Origin of the sequence: Thaumasiovibrio clandestinus (assembly GCF_047250365.1) — a bacterium.
In the GTDB taxonomy this organism is placed as follows: domain Bacteria; phylum Pseudomonadota; class Gammaproteobacteria; order Enterobacterales; family Vibrionaceae; genus Thaumasiovibrio.
The window spans coordinates 458279-478435 of the sequence record NZ_JBLBVL010000002.1; the positions used below are offsets into that span (position 1 = coordinate 458279).

Sequence of the window (20157 nt, forward strand, 5' to 3'; positions counted from 1 at the left end):
GATGAAAAAGTTATCTTCCCGTGAATCAGACTTAACCCCGATGTCTCTGATGACCTTTGCTCTCTCATTGCTTTCACTGATTATCGTTGCGACATCACTGCTGACTGCCCGCTATACAGAAACCTACCGCTGGCTCGTTACCGTTGACAGTATAATTTGCCTCACCTTCTGGATACAATTAACGGCTGATCTTCTGCGTAGTGCTAACAAAACCGCCTACCTAAAACACCATTGGATTGATTATCTTGCCAGCATTCCCATTATTGAAGCGCTCCGCTTTGCTCGGCTATTTCAGATATTTCGTATTATCCGCTTACTTCGGCATAGCCAAAATATCCTACGCCAACTGGCGCAAGCCCCAAGAGAGACCACTGTCGCCTGCCTGCTACTGCTGTTAACTTTGATCTTTTCGCTCGGTTCAACATTCATTTTAATCGTTGAAAGTGACGCGCCCAACGCCACTATTCTTAACTTTAATGATGCGTTATGGTGGGTCATGGTGACCATTTCTACCGTTGGCTATGGTGATCTCTACCCAGTCACCGCCGCTGGCAGGGTAATTGCGGGGGTTATTATTATCTCGGGAGTGACCATTTTTGGCATGGTGGCAGGTCTCGTCACTAGCAGCATCCAGCGCTATCACCACATAGAAAAAGATCCACAAACACTAAGACAGCTGGTGGAGGTTCAACAACAATTACTCGACAATCAGCAACAACAGCAAGCGCAATTGCGCCAACTTGAACAAGAACTAAAACAAAAAAAGCCACCCCAAGCATAGGATGGCTTACTGTTATTGAGTGAAGCATTACGGCCAGTAAGGCGGTATCGTCAAACTATTATCTCGAGTTTGGCGCATCGCATTCAGTAATGACATTTGCTTGCGGTTAACCCAACGCCGGATCTGTTCACGATCATCAGGTTCAGGTTGTTGATCAAGCAAGTTGGCAATCAAATCTAACTGTTGCAAGTCTTCGATGCCATGCAATAGATCGAACCATGGCAAACGAAACGCCTCACGACGCTCAGGGTCATAAAGATGGGCAAAACATAGCCCAGTCAGTAAATTGCGTGACAAGTGAGCATACAGGCCAATATAGTCATCACTGCTAAACTGGCTATCTAGTGGAAAGACTTCCAGCAGTTCTTGCCAAGATACCGAGAGCTGTTCGTCGGCAAATGGCTTAATCGGCCCTTCGAGTACATCGCGTGCCTTATCATCGAGCAGTGCTTGCCAACCACGACTTAATATCCATCGACTTAAATCGAGCAATAAGCTGCAATAACGGGCGGATTGAAATAGTACCCGCATCTCTTTGCTATCCGGCAAACGTTTACAACGCTGCTTCAGCTGTTTTACCAGCGACTTTCGCACATCTATTTTGCGCAATTTATGGCCTTTATCAGCAATTAACTGCGCGATACTCTCTGCTTCATCAAGCCACTGTAGCTCACCACGTAGCCACTCTAACTCTTGGCGGATAAGGGCACTGCCCCGCGCTGGAATAACATCAGCAAATACAGACAGCGTTTGTTGAATCAGCTGCAACGCCTGTCTAACTTCATACAGCGCTCGTTCTTCTTGTCGCTCAAAGAAAATTTGCTCATGATAATGCCAATGTGCCAATGCATGCTCAAGACTACTGACGAACACTTGCTCTACTCGCGTTTCACTCGCGACATCGAGCAAGGGCAGTGGTTTAATCTTATCGCCAGCATAGTTGGCCGCTAAACGATAACCACGCGCCGCCTTGCTTAAATTACCTAGCCGCATTCCACCTTCTGCACAGAGTTGACGAGCTAGCGAAAACAGTGCTTCCGCTTGTCCCGATTTCAACTCTAACTCGACTTCGCAAATAGGGTCGGTTTTATCACCAGCAATCACTTCGCCAACATCGAAGGCAATTTCAACTTGGCTACCATCATCGAGTGCTACCAACCATTGCTGACGAGTAAAGTTGGTGGAAAAAATTGGTTGTAGCTCGGCTTGTAATTGCGCCACATTTAAAGTGTCTGGCCATGCATCCTTCGGGTGAAGGGAGAGGTCAATCGCATCACCCACTAACTCCGCATTATACTCAGGGCGTTGATGCAAACCGGCCACAACGCGTCCAGCCGTCTTAAGTGTCTGCACCGATACATCGTCAAAGCGGCGAATACGCAATCCTATATCGTGTTGGCGCAGCTGTTTATCTGGAGTATCAAAATAAATATTCCCCAGTTCACGTCGCGCCTGCTGCAATATCTTTAACTGTTCGATTTTCTTCGTTAAAATATCTGAAAAGTGCTCTGAAACAAAGAGTTTCAGCTCTATCTCGGTTTCCATACGTAACCCTATAAAACGTGTCACTTCAAGAATATGGGTAAAGTTTCTTCACGGCAAGCCGAAAATTACGCTATGTATAGACATGAAAATGTTTTTCTTGGCGGCGACCTTGAGTTACCATTCGCCGCTTAAAACCATCGCTTATATTTTAGCCTTACGGCCTATTAAGGTGTGATCTCCATGCCAGTACATACAATTATGGGATTATTTGCAAAATCCCCACTAACGCCACTTCAGGATCATGTCACAAAAGTACATGCCTGTTGTGAACAACTTATCCCATTTTTCACAGCGTGTCATGACGGTGATTGGGAGGCTGCTGAAAAACTGCGAGCTAAGATCTCTCGTCTCGAAAAAGACGCTGATCAGCTAAAACGAGAAATTCGTTTAAGCCTACCTCGTGGTTTGTTCATGCCAGTTGACCGCACTGATATGCTCAGTCTGCTGACTCAACAAGACAAACTCGCCAATATCGCTAAAGATATTGCTGGGCGCGTTTACGGACGTCAGTTAAAAATCCCTTCTGAAATGTATCCTGACTTTATTGTCTATGTGCAGCGTTGTTTAGATTCTGCGAAACAAGCCAAGAAAGTTATTCATGAACTCGATGAACTGCTTGAAACAGGATTCAAAGGACGTGAAGTTGCTTTAGTTGAAGAGATGATCCATCAGCTTGATGTCATTGAAGATGATACTGATACGATGCAAATCAATTTACGCCAGCAACTGCTAGCAATTGAAGCTAACCACAATCCTGTGGATGTCATGTTCCTTTATAAAATCCTCGAGTGGGTTGGCGAAATCGCTGACCAAGCCCAACGTGTGGGTTCACGACTCGAACTGATGTTGTCACGCGCGTAGTCGTGTTCAGAAAATAGGTTATTTAACAATGGAAATTTTGTCTCAGTACGGCACGCTACTCATTTTAGTGGCGGCGTTGTTTGGTTTTCTTATGGCTGTTGGTATCGGTGCAAACGATGTTGCCAACGCCATGGGTACGTCGGTCGGCTCTAAAGCGCTGACGGTCAAACAAGCCATTCTAATTGCTATGGTCTTCGAATTTGCGGGTGCATACCTAGCAGGTGGCGAGGTGACGGATACCATCCGTCGTGGCGTTATCGATACTGATCTCTTTGCCCATCAGCCTGATGTTCTTGTCTTTGGTATGATGTCAGCACTGCTCGCTGCGGGTACTTGGTTGATCATGGCATCTGTCATGGGCTGGCCAGTATCAACAACACACTCTATTATCGGTGCGATTATCGGTTTTGCTTGTGTTTCTGTTGGTACAGAAGCCGTAGACTGGAGCTCAGTGCAAGGGATCGTCGGCAGTTGGCTGATTACTCCGTTTATCTCTGGTTTGTTTGCTTACTTTATCTTTGTCAGCGCCCAACGCCTGATCTTTGATACCGCAAACCCACTGGATAACGCTAAGCGCTACGTACCTGCTTACATGTTCCTTACTACATTGGTGATCGCGTTAGTTACGATCACAAAAGGTCTTAAGCATGTCGGTCTCCACCTCTCCACTGGAGAAGCTTGGATTGCAGCCATTATTGTCTCTTTCATCGTAATGGCAGTGGGTCACTCTTACATCCAGCGTAAATATACCGATGACGGAACCGCTGTTGATAGCAACGGCTTTGCTGGTGTTGAACGTGTCTTTAGCCTATTAATGGTTATTACCGCTTGTGCGATGGCTTTTGCTCACGGTTCAAACGATGTTGCAAACGCAATTGGTCCTCTGTCTGCCATTGTATCAACGGTACAAAACATGGGTGAAATTGCTGAGAAAACTCGCATTGCTTGGTGGATCTTACCACTGGGTGGTGTTGGTATCGTGGTTGGCTTAGCCACACTTGGACACAAAGTAATGGCAACGGTTGGTACGGGTATTACCGAGCTAACACCAAGCCGTGGCTTTGCTGCTCAGCTCGCAACTGCCTCTACGGTTGTTCTTGCCTCTGGTACTGGTCTGCCAATCTCAACCACACAAACATTGGTTGGTGCTGTACTTGGTGTTGGCTTTGCCCGTGGTATTGCTGCACTGAACCTTGGCGTAGTGAGAAATATCGTCGTGTCTTGGGTCATCACCCTTCCAGCAGGCGCACTTCTAGCAGTCATATTCTTTAAGATTATGCAAGTCATGTTTGGTTAAGTAGTGATATACCGCTAAAGAGAGGGGGACGCCCCCTCTCTAGTGTTGCACCCTCTGCATAAACTTCTTACTATCACCCTCTCATTTAATACTATAATTCCGATTCGTTAAGGATCCTGAAGTGAAGAATTTCATTCGCCTCATTATTTTGGCTTGCGCAATTTCCACCCCTGTTCATGCTCAACAGACCCGTTATATCTCTGACGATCTGCACACCTACATGCACTCAGGCCCGGGAACGCAATTTCGTATTATCGGCAGTGTCAATGCAGGGGCGAAAGTCACCCAGCATGAACACAGCGGTGATTACATCAAAATTACTGACTCTCGTGGCCGCAATGGCTGGGTGAGTAAAGACTTTATAACCTCGCGCCCAGGCTTGAAAGAACGCATGCCAATGGTTGAGAAGGAGCTACAAGAGACCAAGGCTAAGTTGGCTAGTGCTCAGCAAGATGCCAATGCGCGTCATGCCAACTTAGAAAGCGCTTTGTTGCAAAGCAATACGCAAATTGAAGAACTGGAAACCGTTAACCAAACACTGAGTGAGCAGCTAAGTAACACGAAAGCAGAAATGCGTGATATGCGAACCAAGCTCGACACCCAACACAATGACTTGCTTATGCGTTGGTTTATGCGTGGTGGCATGGTCGCTGGTGGAGGGTTGATGTTTGGTCTGATGCTTCCGCACGTTATGCCGCGCAAGAAAAAGAAACCAAACGGTTGGGCATAATCCCCACTCTGTAATTGATTAAGGCTTGCACAATGCAAGCCTTTTTGTTGCCGCGATTCTTTTGTTACCATTCAGAGAGGGCGGGTATCTCAAAGCGGTAGTTCTCAAAGGTCATCTCCACATGATTAGGCGCGATTTCCGCAATCACTAATCCTGGAGCCGCTTCATCCCCTTCAAACAATTCACGATTATTCACCTTCACCCAGCGTGCTTTCGCTGTCGATGCATAAATATGAGTTTGAAAATTCAAGGCTGGTATTCGCTGTTGCACACTCGCTGGTAACTGCCCAATCGGCACCGCTTCTGTCTCGCTTTGCAAAGAGCCATCCTGCTTAGCGATAGGGGCAGAAGTCGTCTCATTTAACGCAGTTTCAACCAGTTGAGCTAGCTCAGGAGATAGCTCTGACAGATCTAGCGTATCCAGCGATGATGATTCCGCTTGGGCTATTGCAACAGGAGCGTCCGAAGACGGCGTTGGAAGTTTGGAGAGCTGCGACGCCGTCGCTTGTGTCAACAACAGCGGCTCCCCGGCATCAATAAGAGGGTAAGGTGCAAATTGATAATTAGCACTGATACGTTCAATCTGACGACCTACCGGCATTAAGTCCGGACCTGAAAGCCTCAATGCGGACTGGAGCGACATCAGAGTCATTGGCCCAGGGATACCATCCGCTTGCAGGAGTTGATTGCGCTGGAAGCGCGCCACGCGCTCTCGCATCGCACTGTTAAGACTGTCCGTTTGTAGTGAGCGAACACCCAACACTAGCGCAAGACGCTGATCTAGCCATTGCACTGGCTCACCACGCTGGCCTGGCAAAATGACAGTATCACTGAAAGGCGGTTTCCATAACCACACGGCATCACCCGTCCAGTACTTCTCCAGCCACTGATAACTGACAGCAATGCGGTACCCATCAATCAATAACTCTGCTTGGCTATCATCCAGTGCATACAGAAGCGCCGATAGACGTTGTTGCTGCGAAGCCAGCGTCAGTACCGCAGGCTTGTCGATCATGCGTAATTGTGCCAAGGTAACTTGAGCGGTGTAACATTGAACCGCTGCACTCTCTAGCATCTGACAACTCGATTGTGGGTAAGTTAAAGCTACCCCCCACAACTGCCCTAACACTTGTAGCGCATGCCTTGGCTCACCACGTAACGACCAAATGTCATCAGGATAAGCCATGGCCGGCGTCTCCGGTATCGCTGGTAAAGGCGTTTCAACCACAGCGATATTTACTGGTAATATTGGCGTCTCGACGGACGAGCCCTCCGTCAACACAACAGCACTCTGAGCCGGCGTTGAAAATGCGGTATCCGCAGCCCATTGAGGCATCCAGTGATAGATCCCCCACCCCGTCGCGAGTAAAGCGACACCTACCGCCAGCATCACCGGTAAAACTGGCCGTTCACGTACAGGCTCAACACTGGCGGTTTGCCAATCAAGTACCTGCTCGCATGCCGTGCTAACAATGTCTGGCGTCACCATGCGCTGCCCTTTCTGGCACGCAATCAGCATCGCCTTATCACACACCACATTGATTAAACGCGGGATCCCCAACGTTCGTTTGGCTACCACGGTCATCGCTTTGGGGTTAAACACGTCATTCAAACAACCCACCGTTTGTAAGCGATATTGGATATAATGGGTTACCTCGGCCTCGGTCAACGGCAATAGGTGGTAACGCGAGGTGATACGCTGTGCCAATTGGCGCAAATTATCTTGTTGAAGCAAGCGTTGTAATTCAGGCTGGCCAATCAATACGACCTTTAGTAGCTTGCGAGAGTCGGTTTCTAAATTCGTCAATAAGCGCAACTGCTCAAGCACATCCGGCATCAGATGCTGTGCTTCATCGATAATTAGCACCGTTTGACGTCCGGCGGCATCATTTCTTTTCAGCTTTTCATATAACGCGTCCGTCAACTGCTTTAATGAGGGATCGGTTGGATAGGTCAACTGAAATTCATCACAAATGCTGGCAAGCAACTCCAATGCTGACAAGCTAGGATTCATTAATATTGCGACCTCGGTACTCTCTTCTAGGCGAGCAATTAAGGCGCGCAGAACGGTTGTTTTACCTGTGCCGACTTCTCCGGTCAGTAGGGCAAAGCCGCCGCCATCGCCTAATCCGGATAGCATGTGATTGAGCGCTTCGCGATGACGCTCACTAAGAAATAGAAACCGAGCACTAGGAACAATCGTGAACGGCGACTCTTTCAGCGCGAAAAAATCCTTGTACATAAACGCTTACCCGAGATAAACAAATGAAGATAATAGTGCCACAATATAGACAAGTTACATATTTTTGATCGCACTAAGTTGCGATACTAATTGCAATTTACCTAACCCCATACTTCAACATAGGACAATTATGGACGTTTATCTTGTCGGCGGTGCAGTCCGTGATGCACTACTCGGCTTACCGGTTAAAGATAAAGACTGGGTCGTCGTCGGCGCACACCCACAACAAATGCTTGATTTAGGCTTCACTCAAGTCGGCCAAGATTTCCCGGTTTTTTTACATCCCAAAACCAAGCAGGAACATGCACTGGCGCGCACAGAAAGAAAATCAGGCAAAGGCTATACCGGGTTTGAAGTCTATGCGGCGCCAGACGTCTCACTTGAGGAAGATTTGATCCGCCGCGATCTGACGATTAACGCCATCGCACAAGATAGCCAAGGTACACTTCACGATCCTTACGGTGGAATTGAGGATCTTCAACAGCGTCGACTGCGCCATGTCTCTCCCGCCTTCAGCGAAGATCCTCTGCGCGTATTGCGCGTGGCCCGTTTCGCCGCTCGTTTTGCACCACAAGGCTTTACCATCGCCGCCGAAACACTCAATCTGATGACCCAGATGTCAGCCTCAGGAGAGCTCGACGCATTAACGTCTGAGCGGGTATGGCAAGAGTGGGAGAAAGCCCTTAGCAGCCCTCGCCCTGATATATTTATTGCCGTTCTGCGCCAGTGTGGCGCGTTAAAAACCGTCATGCCGGAGTTGGATGCCCTGTTCGGCGTCCCACAACCGCCGCAACACCACCCCGAAATCGATACCGGCATTCACACCTTATTGGTTGCAGAACAAGCCGCCACACTGAGTACAGATACTATGGTGCGCTTTGCAGCCCAGCTTCATGACCTAGGTAAAGCGCTCACGGCAAAAGAGAACTGGCCGCGTCACCTTAAACATGAGCTGTTAGGCAAAGCCGCTGTGACCACCCTTTGTCAGCGATTAAAAGTACCGAACGAGTACCGTCAATTAGCCGTGATTGTCTGCACAGAGCATACCAACGTCCATCGCGCATTCGAACTGCGTCCAGACACCATTATTAAGCTATTTGATCGCATCGATGTCTGGCGTAGGCCGGAACGGCTTGAGCAGCTCTTAACGGCAGCAAAAGCGGATTGTCGAGGAAGGACAGGACTTGAGGACGCACCATATCCGCAAAAAGCGTATTTACTCGCCTGTTTTAATGCCGCTGTCGCCGTAACGGTTCAGCCAATCATTGCCGCTGGATTTAAAGGCGCTGAGATTAGAGCGGAGCTAGGCAGGCAGCGTGCTGAAGCTGTCGCAGAAATAAAAGCCCATTCTACGTCAGCGGATTAGGAAATAAGTATTTACTAGGCAGGCTACCATTCTAGCCTGCCTAGGTTCATACATTACAATTAGCTAGCCATCATTAGAAACGCAAATAAGAATGCGCCTAGGCCAAGACGGTAGATCACAAAAGGCAACATTCCCAAGTGCGTCACCAATTTCAGGAAGTAGTGAATACAAGCGTATGCACTCACAAACGAGACAGCAATACCGATCAATAGGGGGCCCAGTTCGATTGGTGCACCAACAGAGACTGACTTCATGGTGAGGTATCCACCTGCGGCAAGGATAATTGGCATCGACATTAAAAAAGAAAAACGCGCCGCTGCTTCACGGGTGAACCCCAGATAGAGTGCCGCGGTCATCGTTGCACCTGAACGTGATGTGCCTGGGATCATCGCTGCGGCTTGTGCAAAACCGATGAATAGCGCTTTCTTCCAGGTCACTTGATATTCGGTTTGCTGCTGCAGTGAGTGCTTGTCGGCCCACCACAGCAATAAGCCAAACAATATCGTCGTACAGGCAATCACGTACGGCGAGCGCAAATACAAATCAATAATATCATCTAAAAACAGCCCCAAAATCCCAGCTGGCAGTGTCGCCACGATAATGATCCAAGCCAATTTGGCTTCCGGGCTACGCTCGCCCTTAAACATAGAACCTAGCCAAGAAGACAGTAAGGCGACCACTTCCTTTCGAAAATAAATCATTACCGCAGCCAAGCTGCCCACATGAACCGCTACATCAAAGGCCAAACCTTGGTCATCCCAGCCTAGCAAGGCTGATGGCAAGATAAGGTGGGCAGAGCTCGATATCGGCAAAAACTCCGTCAATCCCTGAATTAATGCCAATACCATCGCTTCAATTACGCTCATTTGTTTCCCTTTTCTCTAAATTATAAAATCGACAGGCCAAAGCTGCTGGTGTCGCATCACTGCGCGTTTTGAATGCTGTTGCCAGAGCTGCGCCAATGTTTGCTGTTCAGTGCAGACGATAAAGTCAGGCGCTAGCTCACTCAAAGGGCGTAAAACAAACGCAAATTTATGTAAATCCTCACGGGGCTTCATGCTGTGCCCGGAAGCCTCACTAAAAATAATGATATCCAAATCCAAACAGCGCTGACGCACCCCGTCAGCGTGCCTAGATGGTTCATAACGCTGCTCAATCTGTTTTAATCTGTTGCGTAAACTAACAACATTCAATGACGTTTTAATTTCAGCAATAAAATTGAAATAGTTATTGCCACTGTAACCGACTGCTTGCGCTTCATACACCATTGAAAATCGAGCATTTCGATCCAGTTCACGTAGGGCTTGCGCCCCTAAGCGAGCATGTTTCTCACGCTCAATGTTTGTCCCGACACTAATAAACGCACGGTTCACTACCGTTTTCCACGCTCAATACAGACACCAACACTGCGCGCATTCACCACTGCACCCGGCTTTCTTAACTGAATTTTTACCCAAGGCACATTAAAAGACGTCATGATCAACGCTGCCACCTCTTCTGCAACGCGTTCTACCAATAAAAAGCGCCCTGCTGTAATGAATTGGGTGACGGCCTGACTCACTTGCGCATAATCGAGCGCATCAGCAACATCATCACTACCACCAGCAGCTCGGTTGTCATGAGCCATCTCGATATCAAGCACTAACTTCTGCTTAATCTCCTGCTCCCAGTCATACACACCAATCGTTGTAATGACCTCAAGCTGTTCAATAAAAACCGTATCCACGCGTTTCTGCTCCACAAAAATAAACTACAGGTCGGATACCAAACACGCACAAAAGCGCGTATTATCAGGTAATAAGTCGACGAACTATATCACAGCTCGATAATGCACCGAACTGCAACTTTAATTTAATAATAAGCTCAGCGTGCTCGTAGGAAATGCAAAATGATGGCTATGGCTTTACTGATAATTATCGCTGCCTATCTACTGGGGTCGATCTCCAGTGCAGTGCTGATCTGTCGCGTATACGGCTTACCAGACCCCCGTGAATCAGGTTCTGGCAACCCGGGAGCGACCAATGTCCTACGCATGGGTGGGAAAACTGCCGCACTACTCGTGTTAGTTTTCGATATCCTCAAAGGAATGCTACCGGTCTGGGGCAGCTATTTTCTCGGCTTAAATCCACTCTATCTTGGTTTTGTTGGTATCGCCGCTTGCCTTGGGCATATCTATCCCGTCTTTTTCCACTTTAAGGGCGGCAAAGGCGTGGCTACGGCGTTAGGGGCGCTCGCTCCCATCGGTTGGAGTTTGGCAGGGCTACTGATTGCATCTTGGTTGGCCGTTGTCGCCGCTAGTGGCTACTCCTCTCTCGGCTCTGTTGTCACCGCATTGTTGGCACCGTTATTCACTTGGTGGTTTAAGCCCGAATACACCATTGCGGTGTCGATGCTATCGTGCTTAATTATATGGCGACATAGTGACAATATTGCTCGCTTAATCAAAGGAAAAGAGAACAAAATCTGGCAAAAAATCCAAAAAAAACATCAAGAATAGAAGCAGCCAGACTCGCTGACCGCCCCTCGGAAACGCTAAGACGTTATCGCTTGTAATTGATCAAGTGGCCAGCGCGGATAAGCTTTCACACCAAGCCCTAATGCTTCACCATTTTTCAAGCGCTGCATACCTGCATACGCAATCATGGCACCGTTATCGGTACAGAACTCATTGCGCGGATAAAAGACCTCACCGTGCATTTTCGCCATCATCTCTGCCAGTTGTTCACGCAAGTACACATTGGCACTCACGCCTCCAGCAATCACTAAGCGTTTACGCCCCGTTTGCTTCAATGCGCGTTTACACTTAATTGCCAAGGTATCCACCACTGCGTGTTGAAATGCAAAGGCGATATCCGCGCGAGTCTGCGCATCATCATCGTTAGCGCGGATGGTATTTGCAGCAAACGTTTTCAGACCAGAAAAGCTAAAATCTAAGCCTGGACGGTCGGTCATTGGACGAGGAAAGGTAAAACGATCTGCACAGCCGTTTTCTGCTAATTTAGCTAAACGGGGGCCACCAGGATAATCAAGCCCCATTAATTTGGCTGTTTTATCAAAGGCTTCACCTGCAGCGTCGTCAATAGACTCCCCTAAGATGGTGTAATCTCCAATGCCCTTCACATCCACCAACAGCGTATGACCACCCGACACCAGTAAAGCAACAAATGGAAATTCAGGGGCATTGTCTTCTAGCATTGGTGCTAAAAGGTGGCCTTCCATATGGTGTACGGGTACCGCCGGCACCCCCCATGCATAAGCAATACTGCGCCCGATGGTTGCGCCAACTAACAGAGCACCAACCAAGCCAGGCCCTGCAGTAAAAGCGACGCCATCAATATCTTCTTTAGTCAGCCCCGCCTGCTGCAGCGCCGCCTTGATCAGTGGAATGGTCTTTTTAACATGATCACGTGATGCTAGCTCTGGCACAACCCCACCATAATCAGCGTGCAGTTTCACCTGACTGTAAAGTTGATGTGCCAGTAAACCTTTTTTGTCATCATAAATGGCGATTCCTGTCTCATCACAGGACGTTTCAATACCCAGAATTCGCATACTTACCTCTGATACCCCGCGCGATTTGCGCACATACTACCCTCGACGACAGAAATTAACCAGTTCATCTCGCAATTTGCTTTACAAACACCCCGTGATCAGATTAAAATTTCGCACCATTTTTAAACAGCTGGCACTTTTAGCCGTCAGCATAACGAACACACACTCTGAGGTGAGTATTACATGCCAGTAATCAAAGTACGTGAAAACGAACCGTTTGACGTAGCACTACGTCGTTTCAAGCGCTCTTGCGAAAAAGCAGGTATCCTTTCAGAAGTTCGCCGTCGCGAGCATTATGAAAAACCAACTACTGTACGTAAGCGTGCTAAAGCAGCGGCAGTTAAGCGTCACCTGAAAAAATTGGCTCGCGAAAACGCGCGTCGCGTTCGTCTGTACTAATCGCTGATTAGCAGAAGGAACCTGTCATGACTCTGATCGAACGTCTAAAAGACGAACAAAAGGCGGCAATGAAAGCGAGAAACAAACCTCGCTTAGGTGCCATCCGCCTGGTAATGGCTGCAATTAAACAGCGTGAAGTTGATGAGCAAATGCCATTAACTGACGAAAACCTAATTGCAATTTTAACCAAAATGGTAAAGCAACGTCGTGATTCTGTTGCTCAGTACTCAGATGCGGGTCGTCAAGACCTTGCAGATGTGGAACTTGCAGAAATTGCAGTACTAGAAGAGTTTTTACCTCAACCACTGAGTGACGACGAAGTCGCGGCTCTACTGGATGAGGCGATTGCTGCGACTGGCGCTGCCTCAATGCAAGACATGGGTAAACTGATGGGCGTTCTGAAACCAAAAGTTCAGGGTCGTGCCGATATGGGCAAAGTAAGCCAGTTAGTGAAAGCTAAGCTGGGTTAATTCCCCTATCATCCATACAGCAAGCCGTGTTATCCATTCAATTGGGTTACGCGGCTTGTTCGTATTTTACGCCTAACCTTGTGTCTTATCACAAGCGAAATACGTCAATGCCGTTAATAGCCGTGCTAATACCACCCGACACGACATTTACTTATCTCGCTTTATCTCACCCAGAGGGCTACATCACCGATGGCAGGACTAATCCCCCGTTCATTTATCGACGATCTCCTCTCTCGCATTGATATTATCGAGCTTATTGATGCACGGGTGAAACTGAAGAAAGCCGGTAAGAGTTATACCGCCTGTTGCCCTTTCCACAATGAAAAAACCCCCTCGTTCTCAGTTAGCCAAGAAAAGCAGTTTTACCACTGCTTCGGCTGTGGCGTGCATGGCAATGCGATCGATTTCATCATGGAATTTGATCGCTTAGAGTTCCCCGATGCCATCGAAGAGCTCGCCAGTTCGCTAGGGATGGATGTACCCAGAGAAAACACACCAGGCCAACAAGGGGCAAATAGAGAAGTTAAGCGCAACCTCTATGACGCCATGGGGCAAATTGCTGAGTTTTATCAATCCCAGTTACGCCATGCGCCTGATGCCATTGAGTATCTAAAAGGACGCGGCCTAAGTGGTGATATCGTTAAGCAATTCGGTATTGGCTATATCGATGATAAATGGGATCAAGTTAAACAGCGTTTTGGTCGCGATCACGATAGCCAGAAAGCCTTAGTGTCCGCGGGCATGCTTATCGAGTCCGACACCGGGCGACGTTACGACCGTTTCCGTGGTCGCATCATGTTCCCAATCCGTGATAGACGTGGTCGTGTTATTGCGTTTGGTGGACGCGTCATCAGCGACGGTACGCCTAAGTACCTCAACTCGCCAGAAACCCCGCTTTTCCACAAAGGGCGTGAACTGTATGGCTTGTATGAAGTTATGCAGACACACCGTGAGCCTTCACAAATCCTTGTTGTTGAGGGGTATATGGACGTGGTGGCGCTGGCGCAGTTTGGTGTTGATTATGCGGTTGCCGCGCTCGGCACCGCCACCACAGGCGATCATATGCAAACCCTGTTTCGTCAAACAGGTACAGTGGTATGCTGTTATGATGGCGACCGTGCTGGCAGAGAAGCAGCATGGCGTGCGCTTGAGCAAGCGCTACCCTATCTCAATGACGGACGCCAATTAAAGTTTATGTTTTTGCCGGACGGCGAAGACCCTGATACCTATATTCGCAATCAAGGAAAAGCAGCATTTGAAGCCCAGATAGCACAAGCGATGCCGCTGTCTGACTTTCTGTTTTCTACCCTAATGCTGCAAGTTGATACCAGCAGTCGCGAAGGACAAGCTAAACTCAGTACATTGGCGGTACCGCTAATCGACAAAGTTCCCGGTGGGACATTGCGCCTATATTTACGTGAAGAGCTTGGCAAAAAACTGGGATTACCTGACGAAGCACAACTTTCCCAGCTAATCTCTAAACAAGGACAACAGTCCAATAGCAAAGCACCGCAGCCAGACATGAAGCGCACCCCGATGCGCGAGGTCATCACCTTGCTCTTGCAGCAACCTTCACTGGTTGAAAATGTGCCGGAAATCGCAGGTTTAGAAGCATTAAAGGTACCCGGTATAAAAATATTGGCACAATTGGTTGATAAATGCCGCATTGATCCCAATATTTCAACGGGTCAGCTACTTGAACAGTGGCGAGGGACACAACACGACTCTTTGATGTCACGTTTAGCGAGCTGGGACCTCAGCACGCACGAAGACATCGTTGAAACAGTATTTAAAGATGCACTGGATAAGGTTCTTATTCAGTGTGTAGAACAACAAATTGCAACACTGCTAGCTAAAGCCCGAAGCGTGGGCCTTTCGGACGAAGAAAAACACGAGCTTGCATTGCTCGTCTCGTCGCGTTGATAAAGTAGCCAGCATACTAGAAATTTGTTATATTTGGCGGTTTGCGTTTCGCATACTACATTCTTCACACAGACCCAAGTTGGATACCGTCTATGGAGCAAAATCCGCAGTCTCAGCTTAAGTTACTTGTCGCAAAGGGCAAAGAACAAGGCTATCTGACCTATGCCGAAGTAAATGACCACTTACCAGAGGACATTATTGACTCTGATCAGGTCGAAGACATCATTCAGATGATCAATGACATGGGTATCAAGGTGGTTGAAAGCGCCCCTGATGCCGATGAGATAATGATGTCTGAAGATTCCGCCGACGAAGACGCCGTCGAAGCGGCGGCACAGGCATTATCAAGTGTTGAAAGCGAAATTGGTCGTACAACAGACCCCGTACGTATGTATATGCGTGAGATGGGAACCGTTGAGCTACTGACTCGTGAAGGCGAAATTGATATCGCCAAGCGTATTGAAGACGGCATAAACCAGGTACAGTGCTCTGTTGCAGAGTACCCTGAAGCCATCGCGCACCTGTTAGAGCAGTTTGATAAAGTTGAAGCTGATGAGCTAAGACTAACCGATATTATCTCTGGTTTCGTTGATCCTAACGACGAAGAGACTGCTGCCCCAACCGCCACTCATATCGGCTCTGAACTCAGTGACGCAGATCTAGAAGATGAAGATAAAGATCTTGAAGATAGCGACAGTGATGAAGACGAAGATGAAGACGAAGATGATGGCAGCATCGATCCTGAGCTAGCGCGCGAAAAATTCAGTGAGCTACGTAGCAGCTACTCGGTGATGGCGTCAGCCATTAATACTTATGGCCGTAACGATAAGCGTACACTGGCTGCTGTCGAAGATCTGTCGGAAATCTTTAAACAATTCCGTCTTATCCCAAAACAGTTTGACCGTTTGGTGAGCTCGCTACGCGGAACCATGGATCGTGTTCGTACCCACGAGCGTTTGATCATGCGAATCTGTGTCGACAACTCAAAAATGCCGAAGAAAAACTTCGTTTCTTTCTTTAGCGGTAATGAGTCTAGCGAACTTTGGATCGACGACGCGCTTAACTCTGGTAAGCCATGGGCAGAGCGTTTAAAGAACTACGAAGAAGACTTACGTCGCAGTGTTCAACGCTTAAAAGGCATTGAAGGCGAAACGGGTCTCTCTGTTGAGCGTATCAAAGATATCAGCCGTCGTATGTCTATCGGTGAAGCCAAGGCCCGCCGTGCGAAGAAAGAGATGGTAGAAGCGAACTTACGTTTGGTTATCTCTATCGCGAAGAAGTACACCAACCGTGGCTTACAATTCTTGGATCTTATTCAAGAAGGTAATATCGGCTTGATGAAAGCGGTAGATAAGTTCGAATACCGTCGTGGTTATAAGTTTTCAACGTATGCGACTTGGTGGATCCGCCAGGCGATTACACGTTCAATCGCCGATCAGGCACGTACCATTCGTATTCCGGTACACATGATTGAAACCATCAACAAACTGAACCGCATTTCTCGTCAAATGCTGCAGGAGATGGGTCGTGAGCCACTGCCCGAAGAGCTGGCAGAGCGCATGCAAATGCCGGAAGACAAGATCCGCAAAGTACTGAAGATCGCGAAAGAGCCTATCTCAATGGAAACGCCTATTGGTGATGACGAAGATTCGCATCTAGGTGACTTCATTGAAGACACCACGTTAGAGCTTCCAATGGACTCAGCAACAGCAACTAACCTGCGCGTTGCGACCCATGAAGTTCTAGCTGGCCTGACACCACGCGAAGCAAAAGTACTGCGCATGCGCTTTGGTATCGACATGAACACTGACCACACCTTGGAAGAGGTTGGTAAACAGTTCGATGTTACCCGTGAGCGTATCCGTCAGATCGAAGCAAAAGCCTTGCGTAAACTGCGTCATCCGAGTCGCTCAGAAACACTGCGTAGCTTCTTGGACGAATAATATCGACTAAGATCACAAAAAAGCGAGCTAATAGCTCGCTTTTTTTATAACTGCTTAAAACGCAAGCAAAAGCGACCGAATCGCTGCTAGACAGTCCCCCACCTATCCCCTATAATCACACCTCACAACGGCCCCTTAGCTCAGTGGTTAGAGCAGTCGACTCATAATCGATTGGTCCACAGTTCAAGTCTGTGAGGGGCCACCAAATTCAAAGGCCAGAGTGGTTATTAACCACTCTGGCCTTTCTCGTTTCTGCGTCTTTTCGTGCTTCGTTACCGCTTCTGCAATCCCCGCTAGATATCTACCACCGTGCACCCACTGCCCTTCAATATCGCCGTGCTATTGCCACTATCGAAACAAATTGAAACAACAAGAAGTCTACTTTGCCATACATCTGGGTATAAGCCATTGTAAAATGGCTTGTTATTCGCAATTCAGTGGATAACGGCTATAAATAAATAGGTACCAGATGTTAACGAATAATTTATCCCCTAAACACCTAGCGTATACGCTACCTGGACTCATCATAGCTGCACTACTCTTTAACGCATTTACCATCGTAGATGCAGGAACAGCCAAAGTGCAAACTGTCTTCGGTAAGGTTAATCCCGTACATTTCGGCGAAGGCTTTCACTTCCCTGTAAACCCTTTCTCGACATTTGATATTTACGACACTAGAAATGCCCGCTATGAAGTCAATGGGCTTAACATTCCAACTCAAGATCGGTTTAATTCGACTGGTAACGTGACCGTTCTATACCGTATTGATGATGCCAAAACCCCGCTTATCAAACAGAACTACGGCACAGCCTCAGAATACATTGATAAAACAATGCGCCAACATCTGCGTTCAATTGTTCGCGATGAAGGCCGTAAACTGTCAGATAGCCGCAGCTTGGCACAATCAGACAATGTCACCATGATGCAAGACAATACCCGTGCACGACTGATCAGCGCCTTAGATGAGACTGGGATTGATGTTCAGGAAGTGTTAATCCAAGATATTACCTTTGACTCGCGCATTGCTCAACAGATCCTCGACACCCAGATGCGCATCCAAGCCGAAGAGCAAAAGAAGTCCCAAGAACGTATTGCAGCGACAGAAGCCGAGATAAAACGCCAAGAAGCGATTGGTGAAGCAAACCGTCAACGCGAGCAGGCTGATGCTCAAGCCTATGCGGTAAGAGAAGTCGCAAATGCAGAAAGAGAGGCAGCAATTGCCCGTGCGCAAGGTGAAGCAGAAGCCATTAAATTACTTGCTGACGCTAACCTAGAGCTCACCAAGTCCTTGACTCCACAGATCCTAGAGAAACAGCGCCTTGATAACGAAGCGGTTTTATTCTCTAAATCTAAAGGTGCTGTGCCGCAGACCATCATTGGCGAGACTGACCTACGTGCACTCGGTGTACCTGTATTAGCCAAATAACATCGCGACATTCACGACACTAGCACAATAAATAAAAAGCCGAGTATCACTGATACTCGGCTTTTGGGCATAAATAAAAGAGAGAATTAATTATAAATCCACTCTGGCAACCAACCTTTATGAGCGGCGATAAGCTCATCAGTCAGTGCATAAATTTCTTCAATGCTTAATGTTGCCGCAGTGTGAGGGTCAAGCATAAGCGCGTGATAAATAGATTCTTTGCTTTCATTTAAAATCGCTTCAGTCACTAACGTTTGTACATTGATGTTCGTTTGCATCAATGCCGCTAGATGAGAAGGCAATTTACCAACTTTGGTTGGCTGAATACCATTTTTATCCACAAGACAAGCGACTTCAACACAGCAGCCTTCTGGAAGGTTATCGATCAGCTGATCATTACGTACGTTGCCGTAAATCACACTCGGTTCACCAGTCCAGATAGAGTTAATAATTTCACTAGCATACTCATGAGACTCAGCCACTTCGATTTTGTCTGCCGATTGATACTTAGCCATATCACTCTTCCAGTTGGCTATCTGCTCTTTACAGCGGCGTGGATACTCATCTAGAGGAATGCTGAACTGCTCAATTAAATCCGGACGGTTTGGCTTAATAAAGTAAGGCGTATATTCTGCAAAGTGCTCTGATGACTCAGTGACAAAATAACCTAAGCGCTTGAACATCTCATAACGAACCAAATTCTGACAACGTGCATTTTGCGCAGTGTCGGTTTTATGCTTTGGTGCCACACCAGCTTCATACTTTTCTAGCATTTCAGGGTAAACGCTAACGTATTCACCCTCTTCGTTACGCTTCTCTAGCGTTAAATAATAAGCCATGTGGTTAATGCCAGCACAGGTGTATTTCAGTTCACTTGGTTGACAATCTAAATCGTGTGCAATCTCTTCAGCTGTTCCTTGAACAGAGTGACATAAACCAACTTGCTTAATGTGTGGAAACTTTTCGTACATCGCCCAAGTATTGATGGCCATCGGATTCACATAGTTCAACATGGTTGCTTCAGGACAAACCTCTGTCATGTCTTCACAAATGCTCCACAGATGTGGAATAGTGCGCAGCCCACGCATAATACCGCCTGGGCCTAAAGTATCAGCAATGGTTTGTTCTAGACCAAACTTCTTACATACTTCAAAGTCAGTGACAGTGCATGGCTCATAGCCGCCAATCTGGAAGGCAACAACAACGAAGTCAGCGCCAGCTAGTGCAGCCTTTTGATCTTGATAACACTCAATTTTCCCCGTCACTTCCAAGCTATCCATCAGCTTTTGAATCACAACGCGAGATTCTTCTAAACGTTCCGCATCAATATCCATCAGCGCAATAGTGGCATTTTTTAACGCCGGCTTATGCAGACAATCCCCTAGGATGTTTTTTACGAAAATGGTAGAGCCAGCACCAATAAAAGTAATTTGAGGGCTTTTCATAACAATAACCTTTCAAGTAGTGAACGATTCACGTCGAGTGTATAACGCTATTATCAGTGGGGACCGCATATAAATCTTCCCAAAACCCACCGAGTTTGTCCCATTTTATAAGATAAGCATCATTTACTGCGTGTATCTATTACGCCAGCATGCGCCTAATTACACTGTTCCTATCAG

Annotated in this window: 18 protein-coding genes and 1 tRNA gene; 12 read left to right on the forward strand and 7 right to left on the reverse strand. The window is 47.5% G+C overall.

All coding sequences use genetic code 11. From position 1 onward, the window contains the following. Position 1: 1 nt before the first annotated feature. On the forward strand, positions 2 to 781 hold the full coding sequence (locus ACKLNH_RS05180) for a potassium channel family protein (protein ID WP_413111174.1): 780 nt from the start codon (positions 2 to 4) through the stop codon (positions 779 to 781). 27 nt (positions 782 to 808) lie between these two features. On the opposite strand, the gene ACKLNH_RS05185 is transcribed toward ACKLNH_RS05180, so the two are convergent. Then, positions 809 to 2326, reverse strand: coding sequence for a CYTH and CHAD domain-containing protein (locus ACKLNH_RS05185; RefSeq protein ID WP_413111175.1), 1518 nt, complete (start codon positions 2324 to 2326; stop codon positions 809 to 811). A 180-nt stretch (positions 2327 to 2506) separates the two neighbouring features. Between ACKLNH_RS05185 and ACKLNH_RS05190 the strand changes: the two genes are divergently transcribed. The 3 genes from ACKLNH_RS05190 (at position 2507) to ACKLNH_RS05200 (ending at position 5214) form a co-directional block, all read left to right on the forward strand. Further along, entirely contained in the window at positions 2507 to 3187 is a 681-nt protein-coding gene (locus tag ACKLNH_RS05190) for a TIGR00153 family protein (RefSeq protein ID WP_413111176.1), read from the forward strand. Between the two features lie 28 nt (positions 3188 to 3215). Continuing rightward, a complete protein-coding gene (locus tag ACKLNH_RS05195; RefSeq protein ID WP_413111177.1) occupies positions 3216 to 4484 on the forward strand; it encodes an inorganic phosphate transporter in 1269 nt (422 codons plus the stop codon). 121 nt (positions 4485 to 4605) lie between these two features. Further along, positions 4606 to 5214, forward strand: coding sequence for a TIGR04211 family SH3 domain-containing protein (locus tag ACKLNH_RS05200; RefSeq protein WP_413111178.1), 609 nt, complete (start codon positions 4606 to 4608; stop codon positions 5212 to 5214). A 64-nt stretch (positions 5215 to 5278) separates the two neighbouring features. Here the strand turns inward: ACKLNH_RS05200 and ACKLNH_RS05205 are convergent, their stop codons facing one another. Then, a complete protein-coding gene (locus ACKLNH_RS05205) occupies positions 5279 to 7456 on the reverse strand; it encodes an AAA family ATPase (protein ID WP_413111179.1) in 2178 nt (725 codons plus the stop codon). 130 nt (positions 7457 to 7586) lie between these two features. Here ACKLNH_RS05205 and ACKLNH_RS05210 point away from each other — a divergent pair, with 130 nt between their 5' ends. Beyond that, positions 7587 to 8822 (forward strand): multifunctional CCA addition/repair protein, encoded by a 1236-nt coding sequence (locus ACKLNH_RS05210; RefSeq protein WP_413111180.1) that lies wholly within the window; start codon positions 7587 to 7589, stop codon positions 8820 to 8822. A 59-nt stretch (positions 8823 to 8881) separates the two neighbouring features. Here ACKLNH_RS05210 and ACKLNH_RS05215 read toward each other — a convergent pair whose 3' ends face one another. The 3 genes from ACKLNH_RS05215 to folB are packed head-to-tail and all read right to left on the reverse strand — an operon-like array spanning position 8882 to position 10548. After that, the gene (locus ACKLNH_RS05215) at positions 8882 to 9688 is read right to left on the reverse strand and encodes an undecaprenyl-diphosphate phosphatase (RefSeq protein ID WP_413111181.1); all 807 of its coding nucleotides are present in this window, start codon (positions 9686 to 9688) and stop codon (positions 8882 to 8884) included. A 15-nt stretch (positions 9689 to 9703) separates the two neighbouring features. Further along, positions 9704 to 10195, reverse strand: a complete 492-nt coding sequence (folK, locus tag ACKLNH_RS05220; protein ID WP_413111182.1) for a 2-amino-4-hydroxy-6-hydroxymethyldihydropteridine diphosphokinase — start codon at positions 10193 to 10195, stop codon at positions 9704 to 9706. After that, positions 10195 to 10548, reverse strand: a complete 354-nt coding sequence (gene folB, locus ACKLNH_RS05225; RefSeq protein ID WP_413111183.1) for a dihydroneopterin aldolase — start codon at positions 10546 to 10548, stop codon at positions 10195 to 10197. The genes folK and folB overlap by 1 nt, the downstream gene beginning before the upstream one ends. A 162-nt stretch (positions 10549 to 10710) precedes the next feature. On the opposite strand from folB, the gene plsY reads away from it, so the two are divergent. Then, on the forward strand, positions 10711 to 11319 hold the full coding sequence (plsY, locus tag ACKLNH_RS05230; protein WP_413111184.1) for a glycerol-3-phosphate 1-O-acyltransferase PlsY: 609 nt from the start codon (positions 10711 to 10713) through the stop codon (positions 11317 to 11319). 35 nt (positions 11320 to 11354) lie between these two features. Here the strand turns inward: plsY and tsaD are convergent, their stop codons facing one another. Beyond that, positions 11355 to 12374: a tRNA (adenosine(37)-N6)-threonylcarbamoyltransferase complex transferase subunit TsaD gene (gene tsaD, locus ACKLNH_RS05235; RefSeq protein ID WP_413111185.1), complete on the reverse strand. Its 1020-nt coding sequence runs from the start codon at positions 12372 to 12374 to the stop codon at positions 11355 to 11357. A gap of 183 nt (positions 12375 to 12557) precedes the next feature. Between tsaD and rpsU the strand changes: the two genes are divergently transcribed. The 6 genes from rpsU to ACKLNH_RS05265 all read left to right on the forward strand — a co-directional run bounded on the left by rpsU (position 12558) and on the right by ACKLNH_RS05265 (position 18535). Further along, the gene (gene rpsU / locus ACKLNH_RS05240; RefSeq protein WP_086939748.1) at positions 12558 to 12773 is read left to right on the forward strand and encodes a 30S ribosomal protein S21; all 216 of its coding nucleotides are present in this window, start codon (positions 12558 to 12560) and stop codon (positions 12771 to 12773) included. 26 nt (positions 12774 to 12799) lie between these two features. After that, entirely contained in the window at positions 12800 to 13243 is a 444-nt protein-coding gene (locus ACKLNH_RS05245; protein ID WP_413111186.1) for a GatB/YqeY domain-containing protein, read from the forward strand. 189 nt (positions 13244 to 13432) lie between these two features. Then, positions 13433 to 15166, forward strand: a complete 1734-nt coding sequence (gene dnaG, locus ACKLNH_RS05250; RefSeq protein ID WP_413111187.1) for a DNA primase — start codon at positions 13433 to 13435, stop codon at positions 15164 to 15166. 92 nt (positions 15167 to 15258) lie between these two features. Further along, the gene (gene rpoD / locus ACKLNH_RS05255) at positions 15259 to 17109 is read left to right on the forward strand and encodes an RNA polymerase sigma factor RpoD (RefSeq protein ID WP_413111188.1); all 1851 of its coding nucleotides are present in this window, start codon (positions 15259 to 15261) and stop codon (positions 17107 to 17109) included. A gap of 129 nt (positions 17110 to 17238) precedes the next feature. Continuing rightward, positions 17239 to 17314 (forward strand) — tRNA-Ile (locus ACKLNH_RS05260). Positions 17315 to 17578: 264 nt separating this feature from the next. Further along, entirely contained in the window at positions 17579 to 18535 is a 957-nt protein-coding gene (locus ACKLNH_RS05265; RefSeq protein WP_413111189.1) for an SPFH domain-containing protein, read from the forward strand. An 86-nt stretch (positions 18536 to 18621) separates the two neighbouring features. Here the strand turns inward: ACKLNH_RS05265 and melA are convergent, their stop codons facing one another. Beyond that, entirely contained in the window at positions 18622 to 19980 is a 1359-nt protein-coding gene (gene melA / locus ACKLNH_RS05270) for an alpha-glucosidase/alpha-galactosidase (RefSeq protein ID WP_413111190.1), read from the reverse strand. Positions 19981 to 20157: the final 177 nt, after the last annotated feature.